Raw genomic sequence first — 24,856 nt, 5'->3', positions numbered from 1 at the left:
TTTCGGCGATGGCATATTCAAAAAGCTTTGCAATACATTTAGATGAGTCCACTTTATCAAATAAGGACAACGCACAAAGGCTAATAATTTAGAACCTACTTCCTTACTTACCTCGCCAATCAGTAATAACTAGGTATACGGTCACATACCTTAAACAGGTCACCGTTTATATATCATACAACTCCATGTTGAAACTAAGTACTTTCCGAAAAAGTGTGTGTACATAAATAGTACAACGCTTGAAAGGTTTGTACTTGAAGCGCTATGCGCTTTTTATATAGGAAAGTGATTATGCGATTACTAGACAAAACCTTTTCTTCCAAGACCTTGCTATTACTTTCAATGGCGCTGGTATCGACGCTGAGCGCTAATTCAGCATTTGCCACCTCTTATAAAAAGCATGATTACTCCTACTGCGGCTCATCGGGTAGCAGCAACACCCAGAGTAAGCAGTGTAACTCTCCGCTTGGTGAGTATACCTATGATCTAGTCGACGATGGTGTTTACAATAGTGTTAACCCTGATAACTCTCCTGTGGAGATTGATGGCGTAAACATTTCTTTGTCTGCATTTTCAGATACTAATAATGCGACCGGCGAAACAGTGGTTGCCGCTAGCTTACAAAAAATCTCAAATACTTGGGCTTATGGAGTTACCAATAATGACGAAGCTTACTACAAAGGTAGTTCTGACCATGCTATCGACAACCTAAACTACTATTATGAAGGTAGTAAGGCTGCTTATAAAAGTGGAGTGACCAATGTTGAGCGTGATTATGACTTTGTACTGCTTTCATTTGACTCTGCAGTAACACTAACCGGCGCGAGCTTTTCATGGTTATATAGCAGTAATGATAGTCAAGTTTCAGTAGCTGCCTTAAATGACACCTCTACTTTGACCTCTGGTGTAAATACATGGAGTGATATTGTTGCAGATGCGCTTACTTCTGCATCTTTCGATATTGAGAACTGTGACTATGTAGAGCACCGCGCCGATTTTGCGTTCACTGAGTCAGCGCAATATTGGCTCGTAGGGGCATACAACACCGCATTTGGTAATATTGGTGGGTACATTGGTAACGACGCTTTCAAACTTGCTAATGTTGGTTTCTCAATTACCGAAACGACAGGTACCCCTGATACTACGGAAGTGTCGGAGCCAGGTACTATCGGCCTACTAATGGCTTGCTCTTTATTCGTCATGTGGCGTCGCAAAAAGGCCATTTAAGGAAATTAGACTTTAGATCACTGACAGGTGGTACAACCTGTCAGTTTTTTTTACTGCACCCTACCTTGTTAAAAAATATTATCGTTAAAACAACAACATAAAATTTGGCCCGAATTATGCTTGAAAGAAAATAATATAATTATTTCCTAGTATCAGAGTCGTATGTATGAAGTTAAGAAAATTAATAATAGTTATGTCAGTAGTGTCTGCCTTTTCTGCACATGCAACCGACAGTAGCCTCAACGAATATTCATTAGCCACAGACGGTATTAGTTATACCCTTTCTCCAGATAGCTCTAGCGGGACCTCAATAACGATCGATGACACTACCGTTTATGTCGGAGTTACTTCTTGGGCAGATACTGGGTACTATAATGGTAATTACGACACTTGGAGTGGCGGTTATTATAATGGTAAGTACTATCAAGCCGAAAATGATGATCTAGTTGTTAATCAGGGGAGTTTGAAAGATTACGGTGAAGGCTTTGGTTTAATAAACAATGATATATACCTAAATGAACGCAATAGGTACAAGGGCGATAAGCACTCTATTGATAACTATAATGCAGAAAAAGGCATTGCGGACTTCGATATGGTATTACTTTCGTTCAGCACCGATGTGACGCTTACAGACGCATCGTTTTCTTGGGTGAGTAATTTCGGCAGCAATCCAGATAGCGAAAAAGAAGTCACTGTTGTAGGTTTAGATGATGTTTCGTTATTTTCCAGTGATCAAGACTTTACTTGGGCCGACGTAGCTGAGACAACTATTTCTTCCGCGGTAGGTCACTATGGCGTAAGCAATACTAAAGTTGGTGATTCTTTTGTATCAGAGTTCACCAACTTGACCTCTGCTCAGTATTGGCTTGTCGGTGCATATAATACTTTTTTCGACGACAGTACTTCTTCAAACAACTTCGGGTTTAAGCTTAGTTCTTTAGGTATTGAACTAGCAAGTAATGATACTACACCGCCCCCACCTACGCAGGTTAGCGAACCAGGCGCCCTTGCACTTATGAGTTTAGGTTTAGGTCTTGTTCTTTATAGACGTAAGCGTCGCGTTTAATTGTTTAAAAACGCTTAGAAAACACGTATCTTTAAAAGGTGGCTTAGGCCACCTTTTTTTATGCTATTTTTAAGCCTGTAGCTAGGCTAAATTTCGAAGGTTTATATGGATTTTTTTAATAATAAAAAGCGTTTTGTACAACGCGCTATTGTCTCTGCAGTTGCCTCTTCTTTAATCGTATTCAACAGTTTCGCAACTACCTCAGAAGACTATGAAAAGGCCTTAACTGCCTTTAACGAAAACGAATACGATGAAGCCTATATTCACCTTAAAAACAGTTTACAAAAAGACCCAGAAAACCTAGCTGCTAAAATACTAATGGGCGAGATACTGCTTATTAACGGCTATTTAACTGCAGCCGAAATGGAGTTTGTAGAAGCGCTGGAAATGGGTGCCGATATTAACCTTCTGGCAGAGCCGCTGGGCAACACTTGGCTTTTCTTAAACAGATACCAGGAGATTGTAGAGTTTTCTGATTTAAACAAGCTATCGGGTGATGCAGAGCGTGAATGGTTAATGATTCGTGCAACCGCGTGTATTAGGTTAGAAGAAGAGCAATGCGCCTTACGTGACTACAACACCATCGTTTCCCGCACGCCCAACTTCGTACCTGCTATAAATGGGTTAGCTTCCATCGCCCTTCAAAATGAAGACTTATCTAAAGCAAGTTCTCTTATCAATAAAGCTATGTCATTAGAGCCTGAAAACGCAATAACATGGCGTTTGAAAGGCCAGCTCGCATACCGACAAGGCGATAAAGACGCCGCAACCGCACATTTACAAAAAGCCCTGACGTTTAACCGCGACGACCCTATTGCCTTGCGTAATCTAGTGGACTTGTATTTAGAAGCGAAAGACTACGATACTGCAAAGCTATTCGTAGATGAGATCATTGAAGACACGCCTAATGATCCTTTGGCCATCTTACTCAACAGCTGGTTGCAAAGCAGAGACAACCAACAAGCTATTGATAACGAAAAGCTAAAAGAGCTTAATGATTTTATGGCACAGCTTGATCCTGAGCTCATAACTTCTCAACCCATGTTGCTCTACATAAGCGGTTTAACAAACTTCTTTAATAACAACATGGAAACGGCCGCAAAAGACTTTAATGGCTATTTGCAACAGGAGCCTGATGACCTACAGGCAGTATTGATGCTAAGCCAGGTCTATATGGCGACACAGCAAGATAAGCAAGCGCTCGCCCTGCTTGAACGCCATCAAGATGCGTTGATGGAAGACCCTGACTCGGCACTTCTTCTAGGTGATTTATTTATTCGCCAAAACAAAGCGTTTAAAGCTGAACGCTTATTGCAAAACCTTGAATATAAGTACCCGAATGAGAACAAACTCCAGCTGTTTAAAATCAAATTGATGGCTGCCAGAGGTAAGCAGGACGAAGCGCTATCAATTCTTGAAAAGAATTTGCCGACCTACAAAGACAACGCAGGTTTTCTATTCACCTATTCATTAATGAATTTACAAGCGCAGCAATTCGATAATGCGCTGAAGGGTGCAAATTTACTAAGTGAACTTTATCCTGACGAAGCTGAAGTGTACAACCTAAAAGCCGGCATTTTGATTAGACAAGGTCAATTGGCAGAAGCTAAAGACAACATTGAGAAAGCACTAGCGCAAAACCCTACCCTCTTTCCAGCAAAATTCAATTTAGCAGCTACAGAGAGTCGTTTAGGAAATGTAGAAAAATCTAACCAACTTGTAGAAGAACTACTTGCTTTGTCCCCTCAGCATAACGAAACATTAATGCTAAAGGCGTTTAATTTAACCAAAGCGGGCGCCGTAGAAGACGCGAAGCAAATTTACCTTGATATATTAACGCTCAACCCTTCGAATGTCGGTGCTAGAGAGCGCATTTCATCTTTATACCAGCAGCAAGGCGACATTAAGAACGCACTGTATCATTTAGATTTGCTTATAAAAGATGATTTCGACAATGCTGACTACCTTCTTCGTAAAGCTGCGCTTCAGCTATCAAATAATCAGCGAGCTGATGCGGAAAAAACGCTAAGCATTGTTAGAAACTTTATTAACGACGATGCTGGAAAGCTTATCGCTTATGCTGACCAAGCTCGCAATGTAGGAAACAGCGAAAGCGCCCTAGGTGCCATGGCTCGCGCTTACGAAATAGCCAACACGAGTACTTTTGTAACTTTGCGCTATACCAGCTTATTGTTAGATTTACAGAAAAACGATAAAGCACAGTCGCTATTAGCGACGATTCCAGCAAACCAGCAAGAGAATCCGGTCTATCACTTTCTGAAGGGAAGATTAGCTGCGAATAAAGGTAATAACGAAAGCGCGATTAACGCTTTCCAAAAAGCGCTAGAAGTCGACGCTTCCTTTGCACAGGCATTTATTGCGATCTACAACTACGCGTTAAACGAACAGTTTGTTGATGTATTTTTGAAAACCGCTCGAAAACTTGTTCGTGAAAATGAGAATAACCTGTTGGCGAAAAATCTGCTGGCTCAGTACCTTTTCTTTATACAGGAATTCGAGGAATCAACAGCACTCTATAAAGAGCTTATTGAAGAGCCAAACTTATTGAACCCTTCCGAGGCCTTCAACCGCTTAGCTATTATGCATATTGAAAAATCACTGATCACCGCTAAAAACTATGCGCGACAGGCTTATGAGCTGCAGCCTAATTCTTCTAAAATACTAGACACCTTTGGACACATTAAAGCGCTACAGGGAGATTATGAGGGTAGTCTTAAAATGCTTAGAGACGCTTTCGCAAGAGACGCTAACGACCCTAACATCCGCTATCACCTTGGCTACACGCTTGCAAAACTCAATAGAATTGAGGAAGCGAAAAAAGAGCTAGAGTATGCAGTAAATGTAGAGCGACCTTTCTTTAGACGTCCGCAGGCTAGAGCACTATTAGAGAGCCTGTAAGGCTCTCTACGCATAGATTCAAAGACAGCACGAACAGTTGCGTTTGTGCTTCTCCATCTTACCAATGCCTGGGTTAAAGGTATTGGTAGGGTCTAGCTCTCTGTAAAACTGCTGTAGAGCACTCTCTGCTTTATACAAATGCCCAACATTATGCTCGGCAGGATATTTAGCACCGCGGCTATCTAATAGTGCCAACATGTCTGCTTTGACTTTGTGAGCGTCGCTGCCCTTCTTTAGTATGTAATCTTGATGAAAAACATGACAGAAGAAATGTCCGTAATAAAGTGGCTTTTCAACATGTTTGGCTATGTGTTCAGGCAATTCTTCTACCCAAAACTGGTCATTGCGGCGCAACGCAATATCTAACGCTAAAATATCCCCTACTTGTTTATGATGCATCATTTGATAGCGCACCGCAGCACCTGCCGCTGCGAAGCGAATTAAAAAGGCTTTAGACGCCTCCTCTTCATTGCAGGTAATGTAGTCACCATCTAGCTTCTCTTTAGTAAACAGTTTGGCTAAAAGAGTCTTTGCCTCTTCAATGCCACCATCGCTCATCTTAAGAATAAGGTGGTGCTCGTACTTGTCACGATAGGCTCTTAAACTTGCGGGGATCTGGTCAGAGAAAAACTTACTCCCAAACTGCATAACTCTGTCGCTTAAATAGCGAGGCATAAAAGGCAGTTTGTTAAGCACAGCATCCACCCGCCCTTTTAGTGCAAACATTTTAGGTAGTGAATCAGTTCCTAAACGCTCAATACTTAATATGGTATCTTTGCCGTACACATCTGCAATATCAAACATATCTCTATGCAGGTATTCACCTACTTCAGGAATGTTTTCAAACGTCGACAGAATGTCTCTGCGAATACGGGTAAGTACAGCAGCATCGTTTGTACCGATATAAAACGTTTGTTCTTTTTTAGGTACTTCAAATGTGTCTAAGCGCACGGCAAAAATGGCAATTTTACCCGCGCAACCGCTGGCTTCATATAGTCTTGATGGGTCGGCATTGAAGCGACTAGGCGTACTAGCATTTACATCTCGAACGATTTCTTCATAGTCACTGGCTGACGCTTTTTTACTCGTTTCTGGGAGGGATTTTGAAAAGTTGCCTGAAGCGAGATTACAGATAATTTCTTCAGGTGTTTCACCCAAGTCTATCCCTAAATGATTAACCAGCTTTAAATCACCGTTAGCATCGATTTGAGCAAATAGCGACAACTCCGTATAAGCGGGGCCTCGTTTAACCAATGCGCCGCCAGAATTATTAGCTACACCACCAACGATAGACGCCCCCAAACAGGACGATCCAATCACCGAATGTGGCGCGCGGCCAAGGGGCTTTAACATTTTTTCAAGCTTAAACAAGGTTGCCCCAGGAAAACTCAACACTTGGTTACCGTCGTTTATTAGAACGACATCATCCATGGCTAAGGTGTTAATTACCACCACCGGCCTATCATAATCATCACCGTTCGGGGTAGAACCTTCGGTCAAACCGGTTTTTGCAGCCTGCATAATGATGATGCAGTTGTATTCAACGCAAACCTTAAGCACTTCCCAATATTGCATTAGCGTATTTGGAAACAGTACGGCCAATGCCTCACCTTCACCCGAGCGCCACCCTTTTCGGTAGTGCTCAGTTTGGCGTTTTCCAACGGCAAGGTTGCTTTCCCCGAGTACGCGTTTTAATGCGTTAATAATTGGGGCTGTTTCCACGTATGACTCCTAACACTCACGCTGAAATTACTTTAGCAGAGTAAACTAAAGGAAAAGACAGTGCCAAGGCAATAATAAAGCAATAAAAAAGGCACTGTTTCCAGTGCCTTCGAATTAAAGACTTGGTCTGCTGATTAACTGCTTACTACAAATAGACCGCTTTCGTCAGCATCAATGCGAATAGTGGATTCCGGTATTAGTTCACCCGCCAGCAATTGCTGGGCGAGTGGATTTTCCACCTGCACCTGTATCGCTCGTTTAAGCGGCCTTGCGCCAAACACAGGGTCGAAACCTGCATCGGCTAACTTGTCCATAGCTGCGGCAGACAAAGTAAGTTTGTAACCTTTTTCCGCCAATCGTGCTCTTAAGGAAGCAAGCTGAATTTTAGCAATAGACTTAATTTGCTCTTTGCCCAACGGATGGAATACCACAATATCATCCACACGGTTGATGAACTCGGGCCTGAAGTGCTGCCCTACTACGCTCATTACCGATGCTTTCATATCGTCATACTGACTTTCGTTGTGCTTATCTTGAATGATGTCCGAACCCAAATTAGATGTCATGATCACAACCGTATTTTTGAAATCTACGGTGCGGCCTTGTCCATCAGTCAGTCTGCCGTCATCCAGCACCTGAAGTAAAATGTTGAATACATCAGGATGTGCCTTTTCAACCTCATCCAATAAAATTACGGAATAAGGCTTGCGACGCACCGCTTCGGTTAAGTAGCCACCCTCCTCATAGCCAACGTAGCCAGGAGGCGCACCTACTAAACGAGCGACCGAGTGTTTTTCCATAAACTCAGACATATCGATACGCACCATGGCGTCTTCAGTATCGAACATAAAGCCAGCCAAGGCTTTGCAGAGCTCAGTTTTACCTACGCCCGTTGGACCTAGAAACAAGAATGAGCCAATTGGACGGTTTGGATCGGCAAGCCCCGCACGTGAACGGCGAATAGCATTTGATACTGCTTCAACGGCTTCTTCTTGTCCAACAACCCGTTTATGAAGCACATCTTCCATGCGCAACAGTTTCTCGCGCTCGCCTTCAAGCATTCTCGCTACAGGAATACCTGTCCATCGCGAGAGCACATCTGCAATTTCAATATCCGTTACTTTATTTTTAAGAAGCGTGGTCTCACGGGTTTCATTTTCAGCCGCCTGTTCGAGCTTGGCTTCAAGCTCAGGAATACGGCCGTACTGAAGTTCCGACATACGATTCAAATCAGATGCTCGACGGGCAATTTCTAAATCTAGCTTTGCTTGTTCAAGTTCCCCTTTGATGGTTTGGGTACCCTGCATGGCATCTTTTTCATCTAGCCATACTTTTTCAAGCTCTGCATACTTGGTTTCTGCTTGCTCGCGCTCAAGTTCAATCATTTCGAGGCGCTTATGGCTGGCGTCGTCGGTTTCTTTAGCAAGCGCTTGCTCTTCCAACTTAAGCTGGATAATCCTGCGCTCCAAACGGTCCATATCCTCTGGCTTAGAGTCTATTTGCAAACGAATGCTAGAGGCCGCTTCATCAATAAGGTCGATGGCTTTATCGGGCAATTGACGGTCACTAATATAACGATGCGACAAACTTGCCGCTGCGACAATAGCTGGGTCAGTAATATCTACGGAGTGATGGAGTTCATAACGCTCTTTTAAGCCTCGAAGAATAGCAATAGTGTCCTCTACGCTTGGCTCTTCAACCAATACTTTCTGAAAACGGCGCTCAAGCGCAGCGTCTTTTTCAATGTACTGACGATATTCGTCTAGCGTGGTTGCCCCCACACAGTGAAGTTCACCGCGTGCCAGCGCCGGTTTTAGCATATTCCCTGCGTCCATTGCGCCATCGCCCTTCCCTGCACCTACCATGGTGTGCAGTTCGTCAACGAATAAAATGACGCGGCCTTCTTCTTTAGCTAGCTCGTTGAGAACGGCCTTTAAACGTTCTTCAAACTCACCGCGGTATTTAGCCCCAGCCACTAACGCGCCCATATCTAGGGCAAGAACGCGCTTGTTCTTCAATCCTTCAGGCACTTCACCGTTAATAATGCGCTGCGCTAACCCTTCTACAATCGCCGTTTTACCTACACCAGGCTCACCAATAAGCACGGGGTTGTTTTTTGTTCTGCGCTGCAGAACTTGAACGGTACGGCGAATTTCGTCATCACGTCCAATTACCGGGTCGAGCTTGCCTTGTTCAGCTCGCTCAGTTAAGTCTGTGGTGTACTTTTCAAGGGCCTGGCGCACGTCTTCAGCGTTAGGATCTGTTACCTTCTGCCCCCCACGCATATCATCTATCGCGCTTTCAATAGCGTCTTTGGTGATATTCAAACTTTTCAGGATCTCACCCAATCGCCCTTTATCTTCAAGGGCTGCTAACACGAAGATCTCCGACGTTATATATTCGTCTTTTCGTTGCTGAGCAATCTTGTCGCAAAGGTTAAGTAAAATGCCACTGTCTTTGCTTAATTGAACATCACCACCAATGCCTTCAATTCTAGGTAAACGTTCAATAGCCTGACTCAAAGCAGAACGAAGTGCGTTAACATTAATGTTAGCTTGATCAAGCAACGGGCGTACTGAACCACCTTGCTGATTCAGCATGGCGGTCATTAAGTGGACAGGTTCAATGTATTGATGATCTCGCCCCAATGCGAGTGATTGAGCATCGGATATCGCGAGCTGAAATTTACTGGTAAATCTATCTAGTCTCATAATCTCAACCTAATAAGTGAACAACTATACCTGCGGTAACACACCGCAATTACGAACATTTTAACTCTCGCTGAGTGGGCAATGCTCTATGAGGAATGGTATTGCTTATGTTCTAGTTATGTAGGCTGCGCAATTGTGATTCAAGTATGAGATTGAAAAGTTAGCCAAAAAGATAACAAATACTGTAGAAACTTTGATTTAGCGCAAATAAATGAAGGGATTAAGGACTAATGCCCATAGGATTAGATATCTAAAGCATACCTATTACACTGACCAAGCGCCCTGTTGTGCGTTTGTTTTGATGAGTCGCTCTCCGATGCGAATAGAAGCGTCCCTCTTCAGTGTAAGTGCACAGGTTACTTTGCGTGATATCTTCAACACCAGCTTGCTGCAATTGCATCTGTGCAACTAAAGGTAAATCTAAAAGGTATTTACCCTCATTACTACTATTGGCAACGGCGCCGGCTACATGGCGAAATTTACTCGCCAGCTGAGCATCCACTTCATAGCAAGAACCGCTGATTGCGGGGCCTATCCAAGCCATGATTTTATTTGCATCGCAGTTAAATTGCCCAACAGCATTTCTGATAATATTAGTCTCAAGCCCTTTCCACCCCGCATGAACTGCTGCCACTTCTTGTCCACTCTCATCACATAATAGGATGGGCACACAGTCAGCAGTCATTACGGCGCAAAAATGTGAATTGGAAGAAGAATACGCTGCATCAGCAGTAGTATCCACACTTGGCAGTGACACCACGCGATTGCTGTGTATTTGCTCTAGCCACGTTATCTTATCGCTGTGTGGGATCAGGCTTCTATTGGCTTTAACTAGTAAAAGATCATCCCCCACGTGAGCCCCAACGTTCAAGCCTGCGAAATCACCTAAGCTCGTGCCTCCTTTTCTTGTCGTTGTATAAGCGACAATATTAGAGGGGCATGACCACGCTGGAGTAATCAAATCCAGCGTGGATGAAAGAGGCGAATTTGCAGCTGACCACGTCATAAGCCCTACTCCATGCTTAAAGCATATCCTGAGGATTGTCCGCGGTGTCCTTTTTCACGGCTTTAAGCAAGTCCTGCATATCCTGAGGTAGAGGCGCTTTCCAGGTCATCCACTCTTCAGTCTCAGGGTGAAACAGTGAAAGTTGGGCAGCGTGCAATGCCTGACGCTGGAAACCACGAAGCGCAGCGATAAATTCTTCAGATGCGCCTTTAGGTAAACGAGGCCGCCCGCCATAAACCTGGTCGCCCAGCAATGGGTGCTTAATGTGGGCCATGTGAACGCGAATTTGGTGTGTACGACCAGTTTCAAGCTTTAAACGCAAATGAGTATAAGCGCGGAACTTTTCAATAACGCGATAATGCGTTACTGCTGGTTTACCCATTTCGCGAACTGCCATATGCGTGCGCTTTGTGGCATGCCTGCCGATAGGTTCATCTACAATACCACCCGCAACCATAGTACCTAGAGCAATAGCTTCATATTCACGGCTCATCTCGCGGCGCTGTAGCTGGTCAACAAGGTGCGTTTGCGCAGGTATTGTTTTTGCTACTACCATTAAGCCCGTAGTGTCTTTGTCAAGACGGTGGACAATGCCTGCACGTGGAACTTTGTCAATTTCGGGATAGTGATTTAGCAATGCATTAAGCACTGTACCGCTTGGATTTCCCGCGCCAGGATGCACGACCAAATCAGCAGGTTTATTTATTACCAAGATGTGCTCATCTTCATAAACAATATCTAGCGCAATGTCTTGCGCAACACTTGTTACCTGCACGTCCATTTCAGCTTGTACAGTAATAAGTTCATCCATTTGCATTTTGTGTCTTGGGACGGTGATCACTTCACCATTTACCGCAACATTTCCGTCCTGAATCCAAGTTTTTAACTTAGAACGAGAATATTCAGGGAACAAATCAGCCAAAACCTGATCTAAGCGTAAACCAAAATGCGCAGCTTCCGTTGAAGCTTCTAGTTGTATTGTGTTCGGCGACTGTGTCATAACACCATTGATTACGTCTAAAAAAGGGTATTATAACAAGTATTCACGCTGTACACTGCCTTGTTTACGTTTTTGTATGGTTTTTCTCGTCGTTAGTACGTTAGAATGCAATTAAAGTGTTGTTGTTTAACACATGAGCTTAGACAGCGAAGTATTAAACTGTTTAGCAGGAAAATAGAATTATTATGAAATCATTTCGTCTACTGGCTCCCGTTTTATTGGGCGCTATGGTATCTGTCGCAGGATGTAGTTCTTCAGATAAAGAAGAGAAAGCCGTTTTAGCTAACATGGGTGCACAGCAACTGTACGACAGAGCAAAGCAAAGCATGGAGGTCGGTAACTTTAGCGCTGCTGCTCAAACGTTAAGTGCGCTAGATTCCCGTTACCCGTTTGGTCCACTGTCTCACCAAGTACAGCTAGATCTTATTTACAGCTACTATAAGTCGGGTAAGAACGAAGAAACACTTGCCACTATCGACAGATTTATCCGTCTTAATCCTAATCACTCTGATGTTGACTACGCGTATTACATGCGTGGCTTAACTAACATGGAATCAGACAGCAACCTATTCCAAGAGTTAATGAACATCGATCGTACGGATAGAGACCCATCAAAATCGCGCGCAGCGTTTGAAGACTTTCGCAGGCTTATCCAGCAGTATCCAGACAGCAAGTATGCGGCTGACGCGAAGCAACGTATGGTTCATATTAAAGACCGCCTAGCGCGTTATGAAATTGCTATTGCACGCTTTTATATGAGACGGGAGGCGTATGTTGCTGCTGCCAACCGTGGTCGCTATGTTATTGAGCACTTCCCGAACACTACGCAGGTCCAACAGGCCTTGGAAATTATGGTTTCAAGCTACGAGCAGCTTGGTCTTACAGAGCTTCGTGATAACGCAATGAAGACACTTAGACTTAACTATCCGGACAGCGAGTTTATTAGCTAGTCGAAGAGAGTTTGAGACGCGAACGACTATAGAACATTAATAGTTAAAACGAAAAAACGCACTTAAGTGCGTTTTTTGTTATTTAGCGATTGTAAGCACAGTAGCTGATAAGCAATCGTTTTAAACTTTAGCGGAAGAAAAGATGGCTAAATGGATTTAATAGTCTCGCTAAACCTGAAGTAAAGTGTAGTGGCTGATCTACAATGCTAAATACTAAGCAACCGTCTTTTCCTTCAGCCTTGGGCGTATGGGTCTTTTCACCATCCATGAAAATAAAGTCGCCGGTATCATAACGGCTAAGTCCATCGCTAAATTCACCATCAATAACTAGGGTGTATTCGGTTCCTCTATGAGTATGCTCTGGCACACTCCCTCCACTGCCCATAAATATAAAATTAGCTACGCCCTGGTTACCTAAATCAACCGGGGCCTGCCATAGCTTACCGACTAAACTTGACCAGTTTCCAGTCTTGTCAATATACCGGTGAAGGGTTCGAGGTAAAGTAAACGTTCTGCCATCCAATTCAATAGAACTTAAGTTTTCTGATTTAGATGGTGCCCGAGGCTTTTTAAAAGTTTCTCGATATTCAGAAACACCAGAGGCCTCAATGCTTTCGCCAGAGGATTGTGGGAGTTGTGTAATTTGTGAAAACATATCGCCAAACTGAAGCGAGGCATTAGAAGTCGCGAAAACATTCTCACTTACACCTGACATCATTTGTGCAGCTAAGCTTTCTGTCTCAATCTCAACAAATCGTTGGCACTTCGGACACATATCGCAATGTGCCGAAACCATCAAAGATATAGCAGGTGACAGCGTGCCCTCAACGAAATCTTTCAGTTGTTGGGCACTGGGATGAAACCTAATCATTATCGTTTAACATGACCTTTAATCTTTGAAGCGCCAAACGCGTACGAGACTTTACTGTACCTAATGGAATGGAAAGTTCGTCGGCGACTTCCTGCTGAGATTTGCCATCAATATAGATAGCCTCTACCACCGCTTTTTGTTTTACCGGCAGTGATTCAAATAAATGACCAATTTGCTCTAACGTGACCTGCTCGTCAAGTGGCGCTTCATTCGCGTCTGCCGTTTGCTCGCAAAGCACTGGCCACAAATCATCAGAACAGACGTCTTCTTTTCGGTTCTGCAACTTACGCAACATGTCAAAACGTATATTACGCGCAATTGTAAAAATCCATGTCGATGGAGACCCTTTCTCGGCATTAAAAAGATGTGCTTTTTGCCAAACGTTTGACATGGTGTCTTGAACAAGTTCCATCGCTAACGCCTCATTTCCCATTTGTTTCAAAGCATATGAGCGCAAGCGAGGTGCGAAATAGTTAAATACTCTAGCAAAGGATCGTTTGCATCTGGCGTCAGCAACCGCCACAAGGTAATCAGACATTTCAGTAGCACATTCTTTAGGTTTGATTGTGCTGTTACTTTGTTCCAAAGGAATTCCAACTAACATAAGATTCGTCCGCTTTTCCGTTTTGGTTGTATCATTCTACGACGTTCTGACTTAAAACGATTGCGAAAAACGCAAATGTTGGATTACGAATTTGTAATGTCAATTTCAACTCTCAATATTAAGCGATTAGTGCAGAGAGATAATTTAGCAAACTAGTACATTCTCTTTGCGCTAAAAAATGCTGCTTTTGCGAGCCATCGACTGGCAATAACTCTAACCATCGATTTAATACCCAGTTGGGACAATTAAATTTCGGTGATTCATACAACGACGCCAGTTCTTCGTAATTTCCAAAAATTTCTTTAAGCCGCTCGTCCATAGGCGCTATTTGTTGAGGGGCCAAATCGCATTTCCAAGGTTCTAACACCTTACAACTTCCAGTGCGAAGGCCATCTTTTTCAACTTCAATGCTACTTACCTCAACTAAATGAGAACCAGCAACCTTTATGCCAAGCAAACCATCGTCGAGCATATCAAAGTCGACAACCTGTGCGTATGTCCCTATTTTATGGATGTGTTCGTTTGAGCCTTTGTCTCCGTTTGCGTTTAGCATACACATCACAAAGCCTTTATTTTCGGCGCATGCCTGCTTAACCATACGCACATATCTAGGTTCAAAAATACGCAATGCCATTCTGCCTTCAGGCAAAAGGTGCGCAGATAAAGGAAATAAGGGAAAACGTTCTACACTCATACTCAACACTTCCGAAAACACGGAAATACTTACGCGACTGAGTACAAATAGGATCGAATGGGAAAATTTTTCACGGATAAACGGAGAAACATGATCTTAAGTTCAATAATTAATGTAATTTAGTTTTTGTATAAAATTACTAACAGATTTTAGATCAGAGACTTGCAGTCAATAATTAAAAAAATTTTTGTAAGGTTCAGAGAAAATCATAACTGAATGATTTATCAGTACTCAAGATTTTAATGTAAAGGAAGCTGTATGGATGTCATCGAGCGCTTTTGTAAAATTTACACAGATATATGTCAGATATCTCCAGATGACTTGGAAGACATCTATGCCAGCGATATTACATTTATCGACCCCATCACAGTACACAGGGGGATAGACGAAGTTAAGGACTACTTTTCTAACCTTCTTACCCAAGCCGAATCGTGCAAGTTCGATATAGCAGACATCCTCTACTGTTCTCAACAAGCCGCCCATAGTCAATCCAAGGTGACTCATGTTGTAAATTGGACGATGACCCTCGTACTGAAAAACAATGCGAAAAAGATCACGCTAGACGGTACAACACAACTTGGTGTTGACGGTGACATCATCATCTACCACAAAGATTATTATGATTTGGGCGAAATGGTTTACGAACACGTACCTATCTTAGGTTTTATAATCAAAAAGATAAAAGGGAAGCTAGCAAAATGAAGAGTATCTTAATTACTGGCGCAACATCTGGAATAGGTAAAGCATTAGCAATCAAGTGTGCCGATAATGGGTATAGTGTCATTGCTTGTGGAAGAAACAAAGAAGCCCTTGATGAACTTAGCAAATATAGCAATATTAGCGTTTGTCAGTTTGATGTGTCAGATCTAGAAGATACAAAGCGAGCATTAGCAAATGTTAAGTTTGATATTGCTGTACTCAATGCTGGTACTTGTGAATATGTAGACCTTGAAGATTTCGAGCCAGACATGTTCCGCCGCGTTTTCGAGCCTAATTTCTTTGGCGTAGTTCACTGTGTTAACGCGCTACTCCCGAGATTGAAAGATGGCGACAAGTTGGTCATAGTCGACAGTATGGCTCGTCTATTACCTTTCACACGCACTCAGGCCTACGGCTCTAGTAAAGCTGCCCTTCACTACTTCACAAAGTCCTTAGAAGTCGATCTTCACCATAAAGGCGTGAAAGTACAGGCAGTCTCACCAGGCTTCGTTGAAACACCTTTGACTGACAAAAACGACTTTGAAATGCCGATGAAAATTAGCGCTGACGAAGCCGCTGAAGCTATGCTTAAAGGAATAGAAAGTAATAAGCAAACCGTTTTCTTCCCTCGTTTCTTTGGGTTTATCCTACGCTTTATGCATATATTGCCTACGCCAATTCAAAGACGCCTATCCTTGGCCATGCGAGAAAAACAATAAGAGAAGTAAAAATGAATAATAAGATTGCCATCATAGGCACAGGTATTTCAGGGTTAACCTGCGCACACCTTTTAAATAGACAGCATGACATCACAGTTTACGAAGCGAATGACTACATTGGCGGTCACACAGCAACAAAGAAAATCGATGATAACGGCCAGACACATCATATCGATACGGGTTTTATCGTCTTCAATGACTGGACTTACCCGAACTTCATTAAGCTTATTACTCAGCTAAACGTTGACTACCAACCAACAGAGATGAGCTTCTCTGTGATGAGTAAAAAAGCAAACTTAGAATACAACGGTAATAACTTAAACAGCTTGTTTGCACAGCGACGTAACATTCTTCGCCCTAAATTTTGGCGCATCGTTAAAGACATTTTGACTTTTAATAAAGCGTGTAAAGCCATGGTGGCTGAAGAGCGCGACACGTCTTCGTTAACGCTGGAAGATGTTATTAAAGAATTAGGGCTAAGCGACGATTTCGCGCGCTACTATATACTACCTATGTGTGCCGCTATTTGGTCTAGTAGCCTTGAACAGACGCGAAAGTTTCCGTTAACTTTTTTCCTGCAGTTTTTTAATAATCACGGCCTGCTCAATATTACCGACCGACCACAGTGGTACACGATTAAAGGTGGCTCTAGCCAATATATACCGCCATTGGTTGCACCATTTGAGTCTAAAATTAAATTATCTACGGCTGTAGTTTCTGTGGCCAAACGCGATGATAAGTGGGAAGTTACTGATTCATCTGGTGCAGTTGCGACGTTCGATCATGTCGTGTTTGCGTGTCACAGCGACCAAGCGTTAAAAATGATTCATTCCCCTACTTCACTGCACAAAGATATTCTTGGCAATATTCCTTATGCGGAAAATGATGTAGTCATGCACAAAGACACAGGCCAATTACCTAAAAGGGAGTTGGCTTGGGCTAGTTGGAACTACAGCTTAAAAGAAGACGCGAGCGAGGAAGCCCGCCCCGCTTCTGTCACCTACAATATGAACATTCTCCAGCGATTAGAAGCGGAGAATACGTATTGCGTAACGCTCAATAATACGCCTGAAATTAATGAAAAGAGTATTTTGCGAAGCTATAAATATGCGCACCCTCAGTACAGTGCCAACATGGTTGAAGCGCAGTCACGTAGAAGTGAGATTTGCGGCGTAGATAATTTACATTTTTGTGGGGCCTACTGGTACAACGGTTTCCATGAAGACGGCGTTACCAGTGCACTAGACGTTTGTGCTCGTTTTGGTGAAACCCTGTGATAGAAAGCGCGATATATAAAGGCAAGGTATATCATCAACGTTTCAAGCCTACCCAACACAAGTTTGACTACGACATTTATCTGTTTTGGTTAAAACTGGAAAGTGAGGAACTGAACGTGCTATCGGATACGCTGAAGTATTTTAGCGCGCACACCAAAGCACGAGTTCGATTCAAGCGAGAAGACTATCTAGGTGACCCTTCCATTTCTTTGAAACAAGCCGTGTTGCAAAGAATGACCGAATTAAATGATGGTAAAGCGCTAAGCGGCGACGTTTTTATGCTAGGTCAGTTACGCATGTGGGGGCTGTATTTCAGCCCAGTTAACTTTTATTACCTTCGCAATGCTGAGGGTAAATATACTCATATGCTTGCTGAGGTTAGCAATACTCCTTGGAATGAGCGCCATCACTATCTGGTAAACCTAAACAGCCAAGCCGATACACCTAAGGCTTTTCATGTGTCGCCTTTTAACCCTATGGATATGACCTATAAATGGTCGATTTCCCAGCCTTCGTCTAGACTTTCTTTAGCGATGGATTGCGTAAGAGAAGACAAAGAATTTAGCGCTGGGATTAATTTGACTAAATTTACTTTAGATAATGCGAATCTATCTGCCGCACTTAAACGTATACCCAGTATGACGATAAAAACCGTGGCCGGAATTTATTGGCACGCGCTTAAGCTATTGCTGAAACGAACGCCACTATATACACACCCAGAAAAGAGTCAGGAACAATAACAATGTCTTTCGGTGAATCTGTACTACTGACCACCTCAGAGGTCTCTTTTGTAGATAAAACTTGTAGAACACTATTTTTGAAGTGTTTAAATCAGCTTCCATTTGGTCGCTTAACTATTCAAGAAAACGGCGATGTCGTGGCGCGTTTCGGCACAGACGAAAGTGACTTGCGCGCTACAGTAAATATCAAAAATGTGCAAGCCTATCGACAGTTATTACTTGGCGGCAGTGTGGGCGCTGGCGAGGCGTACATGGACGGGTTATGGGACAGTGACGATGTAACAGCCGTAGTAAGGATTTTCGCACGGAACTTACCCACCCTTGATGAGTGGGAAAATAAGTTTAAGTGGCTAACCATGCCCATTAATAAAATTCAGCATTTTGCGCGTCGAAACACAAAAGACCAAGCTAAAAAGAACATTGAAGCGCATTATGATTTGGGTAATAAGCTTTATACCCGGTTTCTTGACTCGACAATGATGTATTCATCAGCTATATACCCTGACCCGAATGCAACGCTAAACGACGCGCAGAACTACAAACTAAAAGCTATTTGTGACAAATTACAACTTTCTGAAGCAGATCACCTTTTAGAAATAGGCACTGGCTGGGGCGGCCTTGCAGTTTATGCTGCGAAACACTACGGCTGCAGTGTCACCACCACGACTATTTCAGAAGAGCAGCACGCATGGGCGAAAGATTGGATTGAACGGGAAGGACTAGAAAGTAAAATTACCTTACTTAAAAAAGATTATCGCTTGCTTGAAGGTAAATACGACAAACTAGTATCCATTGAAATGATTGAAGCGGTTGGTAAAGAGTATTTAGGAAACTTTTTTGAAAAATGTGCTTCTCTTTTGAAAGACGACGGACTTATGTTACTTCAGTCGATAACCATCGACGATAGACGTTATGACAGCTACTCAAACAGCGTAGACTTCATACAGAAATACATTTTCCCGGGTGGTTTTTTACCATCGCAATACCAGTTAAATGCACACCTTAAAAAGTACACGAATATGATGATCCGTGACTTACACGACATTGGTGTGGACTATGCGAAAACCCTTAATCATTGGTATGAAGCATTTATCTCGGCTAAAGATGAGTTATTGAATGATGGTTACGACGAACGCTTTATGCGTATGTGGACCTATTACCTCAAATACTGCGAAGGTGGCTTTCTAGAAAGAACCATTAGCACTGTACAACTTGTTATATCTAAACCTCAGTACAGAGAAGAACTAGCCAGAGTTTGATTGTCGTTGCTGGGTGGGTAATTATCTATGCGGATTGGTATGAGTACCCAGCAAGCAATTTTAAACCAAAAAGCGGTGCCATATGGCACCGCTTTTTAGTGGATATTGTAATTCAAAAGAGTACCGCTTAATCGTCTACCACTGATATAGGTTTGGATATCATTGGTTTACCTTGGTTAATATTAATTTCTACTCGGCGATTCTTAGCTCTATCACTCGCGGTCGTGGCATTTTCAACGATAGGATTAGTATCAGCTTTGCCAACCACAGACATACGGCTTTCATCAAACCCAGGCGCTGTCCGCATAGCTTCGGCCACCGCTACTGCCCGTTGTGATGATAAATCCCAGTTTGAGCGATAGAGCTCATTGGCAATATGCTGTCCGTCACTATGGCCCGAAATCTCGATTTCTCCAGGCACATCCGCTAACAATGAACCAATTTTTCTTAATACGGGCTGAAATTGTGGCTGCAAGAAAGCAGACCCTGCTGAGAACGAACCATTCTCGCGAATACGAATAGTAAGCTGCTGCCCCAGCGACTCCATTTCTACAGACCCATCTAAAATTTGCTTTTCTAATTGTTGGGCCACTTTTTTCATCAACTCAGCCATTTGAGATTGGTCTGTACTTTGCTCAGCGGATGAAGATGACTCAGTAGCCGTCTGTTGAGACTGACCGCCCCGTTGTTCGCCACGCTGTTTTTGCCTGCCGCCGGCTGAATCCTCATTTCCCGCTTGAAATTCTAGCATTTGCTGAGTCATTTCGTTGGTTTGCTGCTGAATAGATTCAATTGGCGTGGGATCAGGCTTACCAGGTCGAAACTCCATAGCAATAACACTAGTCCCTTTAGGAATATCTTTTACTTCAATTTTGTTTTGCACACCGAATGCAAACTTCATTGAGCCAGCTATTTGCTTAAATTTGAGTACGTCCATTTCGGAGAATGAAAGCAAAAGTACAAAGAAGCACATAAGCAGTGACATTAAGTCTGCGAAGGTTCCCATCCAAGCTGGAAGCCCCTCGGGGGGGCATTTTGGGCATTCTTCTTCGGCCATTACTCTTCCTCTGCGCTTCCACGCTTACTTGCAGCAAGGTAGTTTTTCAGTACGCCTTCAATAACTCGCGGGTTTTGACCGTCAGCGATACCGACAATACCGTCAAGAACAAGGCTTTGATTGAGCTTTTCTTCCCCTGCTCGCACAGAAAGTTTGAATGCTATTGGCAAACAGATAACGTTGGCGAAAAAAGCGCCATAAAGAGTGGTAAGTAGTGCTACTGCCATTGCCGGGCCGATAGCTTTCGGGTCATCCATGTTTGACAGCATGGCAACCAAACCAATCAAGGTACCGATCATACCCATGGCGGGTGCAATATCGCCCATACCTTTAAAAAACGAGGCACCAAAATCATGTCGTTCTGACGTCATAGAAATATCTTTAGCAAGTGTCTCTCTGACCACTTCGATATCGTGGCCATCCACCAACATGTCGACACCTTTTTGCATAAACTCGTTAGAGATTTCCGCTTCCTCTAAAGCCAAGAAGCCACCTTTTCGCGCCGCATCCGCCATCTCTACGATTTTCTCAATAAGCTCTTCTGGTGATTCAATCTTGAACATGAATGCTTTACCAGCAATCTTACCTGCACCGAAGAACTGACCTAAAGTAAATTGTGACAAGACAACAAATAAAGTCCCACCAAACACGATCAATATCGATTGGACGTCGATGAACATGCCTAAGCTGCCGCCTAGAATCATAGCCATAACTATGAAACCAATGGCGCCCAACATACCTATGACGGTTGCTAAATCCACTCACTCTTCCCCATTTATGCGCAGTCAGTGCTGTTAATGTACAAATATTCTATCGGCAAAGGATAAAAATACTAAAACGACATTATTGAAAAATATCATATTTATTTGTTATTTATTAAGTGTGACTTTAAAAAAACCTGTTCAAAGGTTTGCTATACATTGTCCTTGCTTACAGCGTTCGCTTACCTGTCAGAACACGCATGCACCCTTCTATTTAAAGTAATGTAGCCACTTATTTCGAATATAGCACAATATCTTCCTATTCAACGTGGTCAGCTGCATGAAAAAAAAGCTATATTACTGTGATATAGGCGATATACGGACAAACCATTTGACCCTTGTGCGGCCCTCAGTTAATGTGCGCGGTACACGTATTTTGGCCAATGTATTGAGTGTTTTTATGACGACAGAAAAAGCATCAGCGTCTTTTGAAGAAACTTTATCAGAACTAGAAGCTATCGTTAACGAAATGGAAAACGGTGATCTGCCTCTTAATAAAGCACTGGAAAAATTTGAACGAGGCATAGCGTTATCTCGTCAAGGCCAGCAATCACTTGAAAACGCCGAGCAAAAAGTAAAAATATTGCTTAGTGAACAAGGCGAAGAAACGCTTCAGACTCTTCCTGAAAGTGAACAGCCGTAAAACGTTCATTTTTAACTTACAGGCGACCTATGAATTTTTCTGCTTTGCATCAGCAAGTGAAACAGCAAACTGATGCATCCCTTCTTACCTTAATTGATGATTTACCCGATTACGCACCGCGCCTTAAAGATGCAATGCGTCACGCATTGCTTGCAGGTGGCAAGCGCATGCGCCCACTACTAGTGCAGGTTGTAGGAAACACGCTAGACGTGCCCAAAAAAGATCAGATGGCTATAAGCATGGCTATTGAGTGCGTGCACGCCTACTCGTTAGTTCATGATGATTTACCAGCCATGGACGATGATGATTTACGTCGCGGAATGCCAACGTGTCATATTGCCTTTGATGAAGCTACAGCTATTTTAGCTGGCGACGCGCTGCAAGCCCTCGCATTCACGGTTTTAGCCGATGCGCCACTAAGTACGTACGCCGAAACGAAGCGTGGTCAGTTATTGTCTGTACTCGCAAAAAGTGCTGGCTACGTAGGCATGTGTGGTGGCCAGGCTATTGACCTAGCCAGTACAGGTAAAGCCATCTCGATAGAAGAACTGAAACAGCTTCACAAACTAAAAACTGGGGCTTTGCTGAAGGCCTGTGTTGAAATGGTCGCTATTGTCAGTGAAAGCTTACTGCCACAAACTAAAACTGATTTAATGGCTTATGCCGCCGACATTGGGCTAGCTTTTCAAGTTCAAGACGACATTTTAGACGTTGAAGGCAGCAGCGAGAAATTAGGTAAACCGGCAGGGTCAGACGAAGCATTGGGTAAAAACACGTTTCCCGCCAAGCTCGGAATGGCTGGCGCTAAACAAGAATTAGAAATGCTTCACGATAATGCACTTCAAGCATTGACGCGTTTACCCTACAATACCGACAGTTTAATTGCGTTTAGCGAGCTTTTGGTGAAACGCGACCATTAGCCACGCGCCATGTTGAAAAAGATAATAAGTACATGAGTTTAGATCTCCAACATTACCCAACGCTTGCGCTTGCGCAAACACCTGAAAAATTGAGGCAGCTGCCCCAGGATAAATTACGCGAGCTCGCCGATGAGTTGCGTGAGTACTTACTTAATAGCGTAAGCCAAACCAGTGGTCACTTCGCTTCCGGTTTAGGCACGGTAGAGCTTACTGTCGCGTTACATTATGTATACAACACACCTTTTGACCGTTTGTTGTGGGACGTAGGGCATCAAGCCTACCCTCATAAAATCCTGACGGGCCGAGCAGAGCGCATGAGTACCATTCGTCAAAAGAATGGCCTACACCCATTTCCTTGGCCGCCTGAGAGCGACTATGACACCTTTGCTGTGGGTCATTCTTCCACATCGATTAGCGCTGCGCTGGGTATGGCCGTAGCGGCAGAAAAAGAAGGTGAAGACCGCAAAGTGGTGGCCGTTATCGGCGATGGCGCAATGACCGCGGGTATGGCATTTGAAGCCCTTAACCACGCTGGCGATATCAAAAAAGACATGGTGGTTGTACTTAACGACAACGAGATGTCTATTTCTGAAAACGTAGGTGCGTTAAACAGCCACCTAGCCCGTTTGCTAACGGGTAACTTTTTCAACTCAATACGGGATGGCGGCAAAAAGCTACTAAGCAACGTACCACCTATTAAAGAGTTCGCTAGCCGCGCAGAAGAGCACCTTAAAGGTATGGTTGTGCCCGGTACTATCTTTGAAGAGTTAGGCTTTAATTACATCGGTCCTATCGACGGTCACGATGTAAACGCTGTAGTCGATACCCTTCGCAACATGCGTAACTTTGAAGGTCCCCAGCTTTTACATGTTGTGACAAAGAAGGGTAAGGGCTACGCCGTTGCTGAAGAAGACCCTATTAAATTTCACGCGGTGCCAAAATTTAATCCGGCAGATAATGCTCTGCCAAAATCGAAGCCCTCTGCCCCAACCTATTCTGCCATTTTTGGAAAATGGCTATGTGATATGGCCGCCCAAGACCCAAAACTAATGGCTGTAACACCTGCAATGCGTGAAGGTTCTGGCATGGTTGAGTTTTCTCAGCGTTTTCCCGAACAATACTTCGATGTTGCCATTGCCGAACAGCATGCTGTGACCTTTGGCGCCGGTCTTGCCAAAGACGGTATGAATGCGGTTGTTGCGATTTATTCATCGTTCCTTCAGCGCGCTTACGATCAGCTTATTCACGATGTGGCAATTCAAGACTTACCGGTATTATTTGCTATAGACAGAGCGGGTATTGTAGGCGCCGATGGCCCTACTCACCAAGGTGCGTTTGATATTGCTTTCCTTCGCTGCATTCCAAATATGGTCGTTATGGCACCTTCAGACGAAAATGAATGTCGTCAAATGCTCTATACTGGTCACAAGCTACAAAAGCCAGCAGCAGTCCGCTACCCTCGTGGCGCGGGCATGGGCGTCACGCCTGACGAAGCCATGACAGAACTTGAAATAGGTAAATCACGTACTTGTCGAGAAACCGCTAAAGATAAATCTGAAAGCGTTGCTATTTTGAATTTCGGCTGCTTACTGCCCTACGCGCTTGAAGCTGCAGAAGCTATTGATGCCACCGTCATCGACATGCGTTTCATTAAGCCGTTAGACGGCGAGGCAGTCTTAAAGGCAGCCAGTGAACACAGCGCACTTATCACGTTAGAAGACGGCTGTGTTATGGGTGGTGCTGGTAGTGCGGTGCTTGAACACTTGCAGCAAAATGGTGTTCTTAAGGCAGTCAAAATGTTAGGTCTGCCTGATAGTTTCATCCTGCAAGGTACACAACAGGAAATGTACAAAGAGCACGGCTTAGATGCTGATGGTATTATTGCTGCAGCAAATAGTTTTACAGCTGGCCAATAAGCTATAAAACTACCTTAGTAAGAGCGATTACTATGTTTTTCATTTAAGCCAGAGATCAAAAAGCCCGCAAACTGCGGGCTTTTTCGTGATGCATT

The 24,856-nt window shown here is 43.5% G+C and carries 21 protein-coding genes; 12 read left to right on the top strand and 9 right to left on the bottom strand.

Annotation, left to right across the window (positions count from 1 at the left end):
* The first annotated feature begins 291 nt into the window (after nt 1-291).
* The 3 genes from xdp1 (ACXACS_RS08835) to prsT all read left to right on the top strand — a co-directional run bounded on the left by xdp1 (ACXACS_RS08835) (nt 292) and on the right by prsT (nt 5,212).
* Nucleotides 292-1,227 carry an exosortase-dependent surface protein XDP1 gene (xdp1, locus tag ACXACS_RS08835; protein WP_474805859.1) on the top strand — a complete coding sequence of 312 codons (936 nt, stop codon included), beginning with the start codon at nt 292-294 and terminating at the stop codon, nt 1,225-1,227.
* 166 nt (nt 1,228-1,393) lie between these two features.
* Nucleotides 1,394-2,293, top strand: coding sequence for an exosortase-dependent surface protein XDP1 (gene xdp1 / locus ACXACS_RS08830; protein WP_474805857.1), 900 nt, complete (start codon nt 1,394-1,396; stop codon nt 2,291-2,293).
* A gap of 105 nt (nt 2,294-2,398) precedes the next feature.
* Nucleotides 2,399-5,212 (top strand): XrtA/PEP-CTERM system TPR-repeat protein PrsT, encoded by a 2,814-nt coding sequence (gene prsT / locus ACXACS_RS08825; RefSeq protein WP_474805856.1) that lies wholly within the window; start codon nt 2,399-2,401, stop codon nt 5,210-5,212.
* Nucleotides 5,213-5,230: 18 nt separating this feature from the next.
* Here the strand turns inward: prsT and dld are convergent, their stop codons facing one another.
* The 4 genes from dld to rluD all read right to left on the bottom strand — a co-directional run bounded on the left by dld (nt 5,231) and on the right by rluD (nt 11,651).
* On the bottom strand, nt 5,231-6,934 hold the full coding sequence (dld, locus tag ACXACS_RS08820; protein WP_474805854.1) for a D-lactate dehydrogenase: 1,704 nt from the start codon (nt 6,932-6,934) through the stop codon (nt 5,231-5,233).
* A gap of 134 nt (nt 6,935-7,068) precedes the next feature.
* Nucleotides 7,069-9,645: an ATP-dependent chaperone ClpB gene (gene clpB, locus ACXACS_RS08815; RefSeq protein WP_474805852.1), complete on the bottom strand. Its 2,577-nt coding sequence runs from the start codon at nt 9,643-9,645 to the stop codon at nt 7,069-7,071.
* Nucleotides 9,646-9,895: 250 nt separating this feature from the next.
* Nucleotides 9,896-10,651 (bottom strand): peptidoglycan editing factor PgeF, encoded by a 756-nt coding sequence (gene pgeF / locus ACXACS_RS08810; RefSeq protein ID WP_474805850.1) that lies wholly within the window; start codon nt 10,649-10,651, stop codon nt 9,896-9,898.
* A gap of 16 nt (nt 10,652-10,667) precedes the next feature.
* Complete coding sequence (rluD, locus tag ACXACS_RS08805; protein WP_334059725.1) at nt 10,668-11,651, bottom strand: 23S rRNA pseudouridine(1911/1915/1917) synthase RluD; 984 nt, start codon at nt 11,649-11,651, stop codon at nt 10,668-10,670.
* A gap of 185 nt (nt 11,652-11,836) precedes the next feature.
* On the opposite strand from rluD, the gene ACXACS_RS08800 reads away from it, so the two are divergent.
* On the top strand, nt 11,837-12,601 hold the full coding sequence (locus ACXACS_RS08800) for an outer membrane protein assembly factor BamD (protein ID WP_461851800.1): 765 nt from the start codon (nt 11,837-11,839) through the stop codon (nt 12,599-12,601).
* 127 nt (nt 12,602-12,728) lie between these two features.
* On the opposite strand, the gene ACXACS_RS08795 is transcribed toward ACXACS_RS08800, so the two are convergent.
* The 3 genes from ACXACS_RS08795 to ACXACS_RS08785 all read right to left on the bottom strand — a co-directional run bounded on the left by ACXACS_RS08795 (nt 12,729) and on the right by ACXACS_RS08785 (nt 14,770).
* Entirely contained in the window at nt 12,729-13,472 is a 744-nt protein-coding gene (locus tag ACXACS_RS08795) for a ChrR family anti-sigma-E factor (protein ID WP_474805847.1), read from the bottom strand.
* On the bottom strand, nt 13,465-14,076 hold the full coding sequence (locus ACXACS_RS08790) for a sigma-70 family RNA polymerase sigma factor (protein WP_179983974.1): 612 nt from the start codon (nt 14,074-14,076) through the stop codon (nt 13,465-13,467). Before ACXACS_RS08790 ends, ACXACS_RS08795 begins: the two co-directional genes overlap by 8 nt.
* Before the next feature lie 118 nt (nt 14,077-14,194).
* Nucleotides 14,195-14,770 carry an LON peptidase substrate-binding domain-containing protein gene (locus ACXACS_RS08785; protein WP_474805845.1) on the bottom strand — a complete coding sequence of 192 codons (576 nt, stop codon included), beginning with the start codon at nt 14,768-14,770 and terminating at the stop codon, nt 14,195-14,197.
* A gap of 258 nt (nt 14,771-15,028) precedes the next feature.
* On the opposite strand from ACXACS_RS08785, the gene ACXACS_RS08780 reads away from it, so the two are divergent.
* From ACXACS_RS08780 to ACXACS_RS08760, 5 genes are read left to right on the top strand one after another with little or no spacing between them, the layout of a single operon-like run.
* A complete protein-coding gene (locus ACXACS_RS08780) occupies nt 15,029-15,472 on the top strand; it encodes a nuclear transport factor 2 family protein (protein ID WP_474805844.1) in 444 nt (147 codons plus the stop codon).
* A complete protein-coding gene (locus ACXACS_RS08775) occupies nt 15,469-16,188 on the top strand; it encodes an SDR family NAD(P)-dependent oxidoreductase (protein ID WP_474805842.1) in 720 nt (239 codons plus the stop codon). The genes ACXACS_RS08780 and ACXACS_RS08775 overlap by 4 nt, the downstream gene beginning before the upstream one ends.
* 11 nt (nt 16,189-16,199) lie before the next feature.
* Nucleotides 16,200-17,465, top strand: a complete 1,266-nt coding sequence (locus tag ACXACS_RS08770; RefSeq protein WP_474805840.1) for an NAD(P)/FAD-dependent oxidoreductase — start codon at nt 16,200-16,202, stop codon at nt 17,463-17,465.
* Nucleotides 17,462-18,205 (top strand): DUF1365 domain-containing protein, encoded by a 744-nt coding sequence (locus ACXACS_RS08765; protein ID WP_474805838.1) that lies wholly within the window; start codon nt 17,462-17,464, stop codon nt 18,203-18,205. Before ACXACS_RS08770 ends, ACXACS_RS08765 begins: the two co-directional genes overlap by 4 nt.
* Nucleotides 18,206-18,207: 2 nt before the next feature.
* A complete protein-coding gene (locus ACXACS_RS08760) occupies nt 18,208-19,464 on the top strand; it encodes a class I SAM-dependent methyltransferase (protein ID WP_474805836.1) in 1,257 nt (418 codons plus the stop codon).
* A 127-nt stretch (nt 19,465-19,591) separates the two neighbouring features.
* Here the strand turns inward: ACXACS_RS08760 and ACXACS_RS08755 are convergent, their stop codons facing one another.
* Together ACXACS_RS08755 and pomA are read right to left on the bottom strand one after the other, a co-directional pair.
* On the bottom strand, nt 19,592-20,521 hold the full coding sequence (locus tag ACXACS_RS08755; protein ID WP_179983981.1) for a flagellar motor protein MotB: 930 nt from the start codon (nt 20,519-20,521) through the stop codon (nt 19,592-19,594).
* Nucleotides 20,521-21,282 carry a flagellar motor protein PomA gene (gene pomA, locus ACXACS_RS08750; RefSeq protein WP_012518934.1) on the bottom strand — a complete coding sequence of 254 codons (762 nt, stop codon included), beginning with the start codon at nt 21,280-21,282 and terminating at the stop codon, nt 20,521-20,523. The genes ACXACS_RS08755 and pomA overlap by 1 nt, the downstream gene beginning before the upstream one ends.
* Before the next feature lie 400 nt (nt 21,283-21,682).
* On the opposite strand from pomA, the gene xseB reads away from it, so the two are divergent.
* From xseB to dxs, 3 genes are read left to right on the top strand one after another with little or no spacing between them, the layout of a single operon-like run.
* Nucleotides 21,683-21,925, top strand: a complete 243-nt coding sequence (gene xseB, locus ACXACS_RS08745; RefSeq protein WP_136782332.1) for an exodeoxyribonuclease VII small subunit — start codon at nt 21,683-21,685, stop codon at nt 21,923-21,925.
* A gap of 29 nt (nt 21,926-21,954) precedes the next feature.
* Nucleotides 21,955-22,845, top strand: a complete 891-nt coding sequence (locus ACXACS_RS08740; RefSeq protein WP_474805834.1) for a farnesyl diphosphate synthase — start codon at nt 21,955-21,957, stop codon at nt 22,843-22,845.
* Between the two features lie 32 nt (nt 22,846-22,877).
* Entirely contained in the window at nt 22,878-24,761 is a 1,884-nt protein-coding gene (dxs, locus tag ACXACS_RS08735; RefSeq protein WP_474805832.1) for a 1-deoxy-D-xylulose-5-phosphate synthase, read from the top strand.
* The last annotated feature ends 95 nt before the right edge of the window (nt 24,762-24,856 follow it).

The sequence above is a fragment of the Alteromonas sp. AWM4_230 genome, from assembly GCF_056158305.1.
Note: the sequence above shows the minus strand (reverse complement) of the source record. Positions and strands in the feature narration are given on the sequence as shown.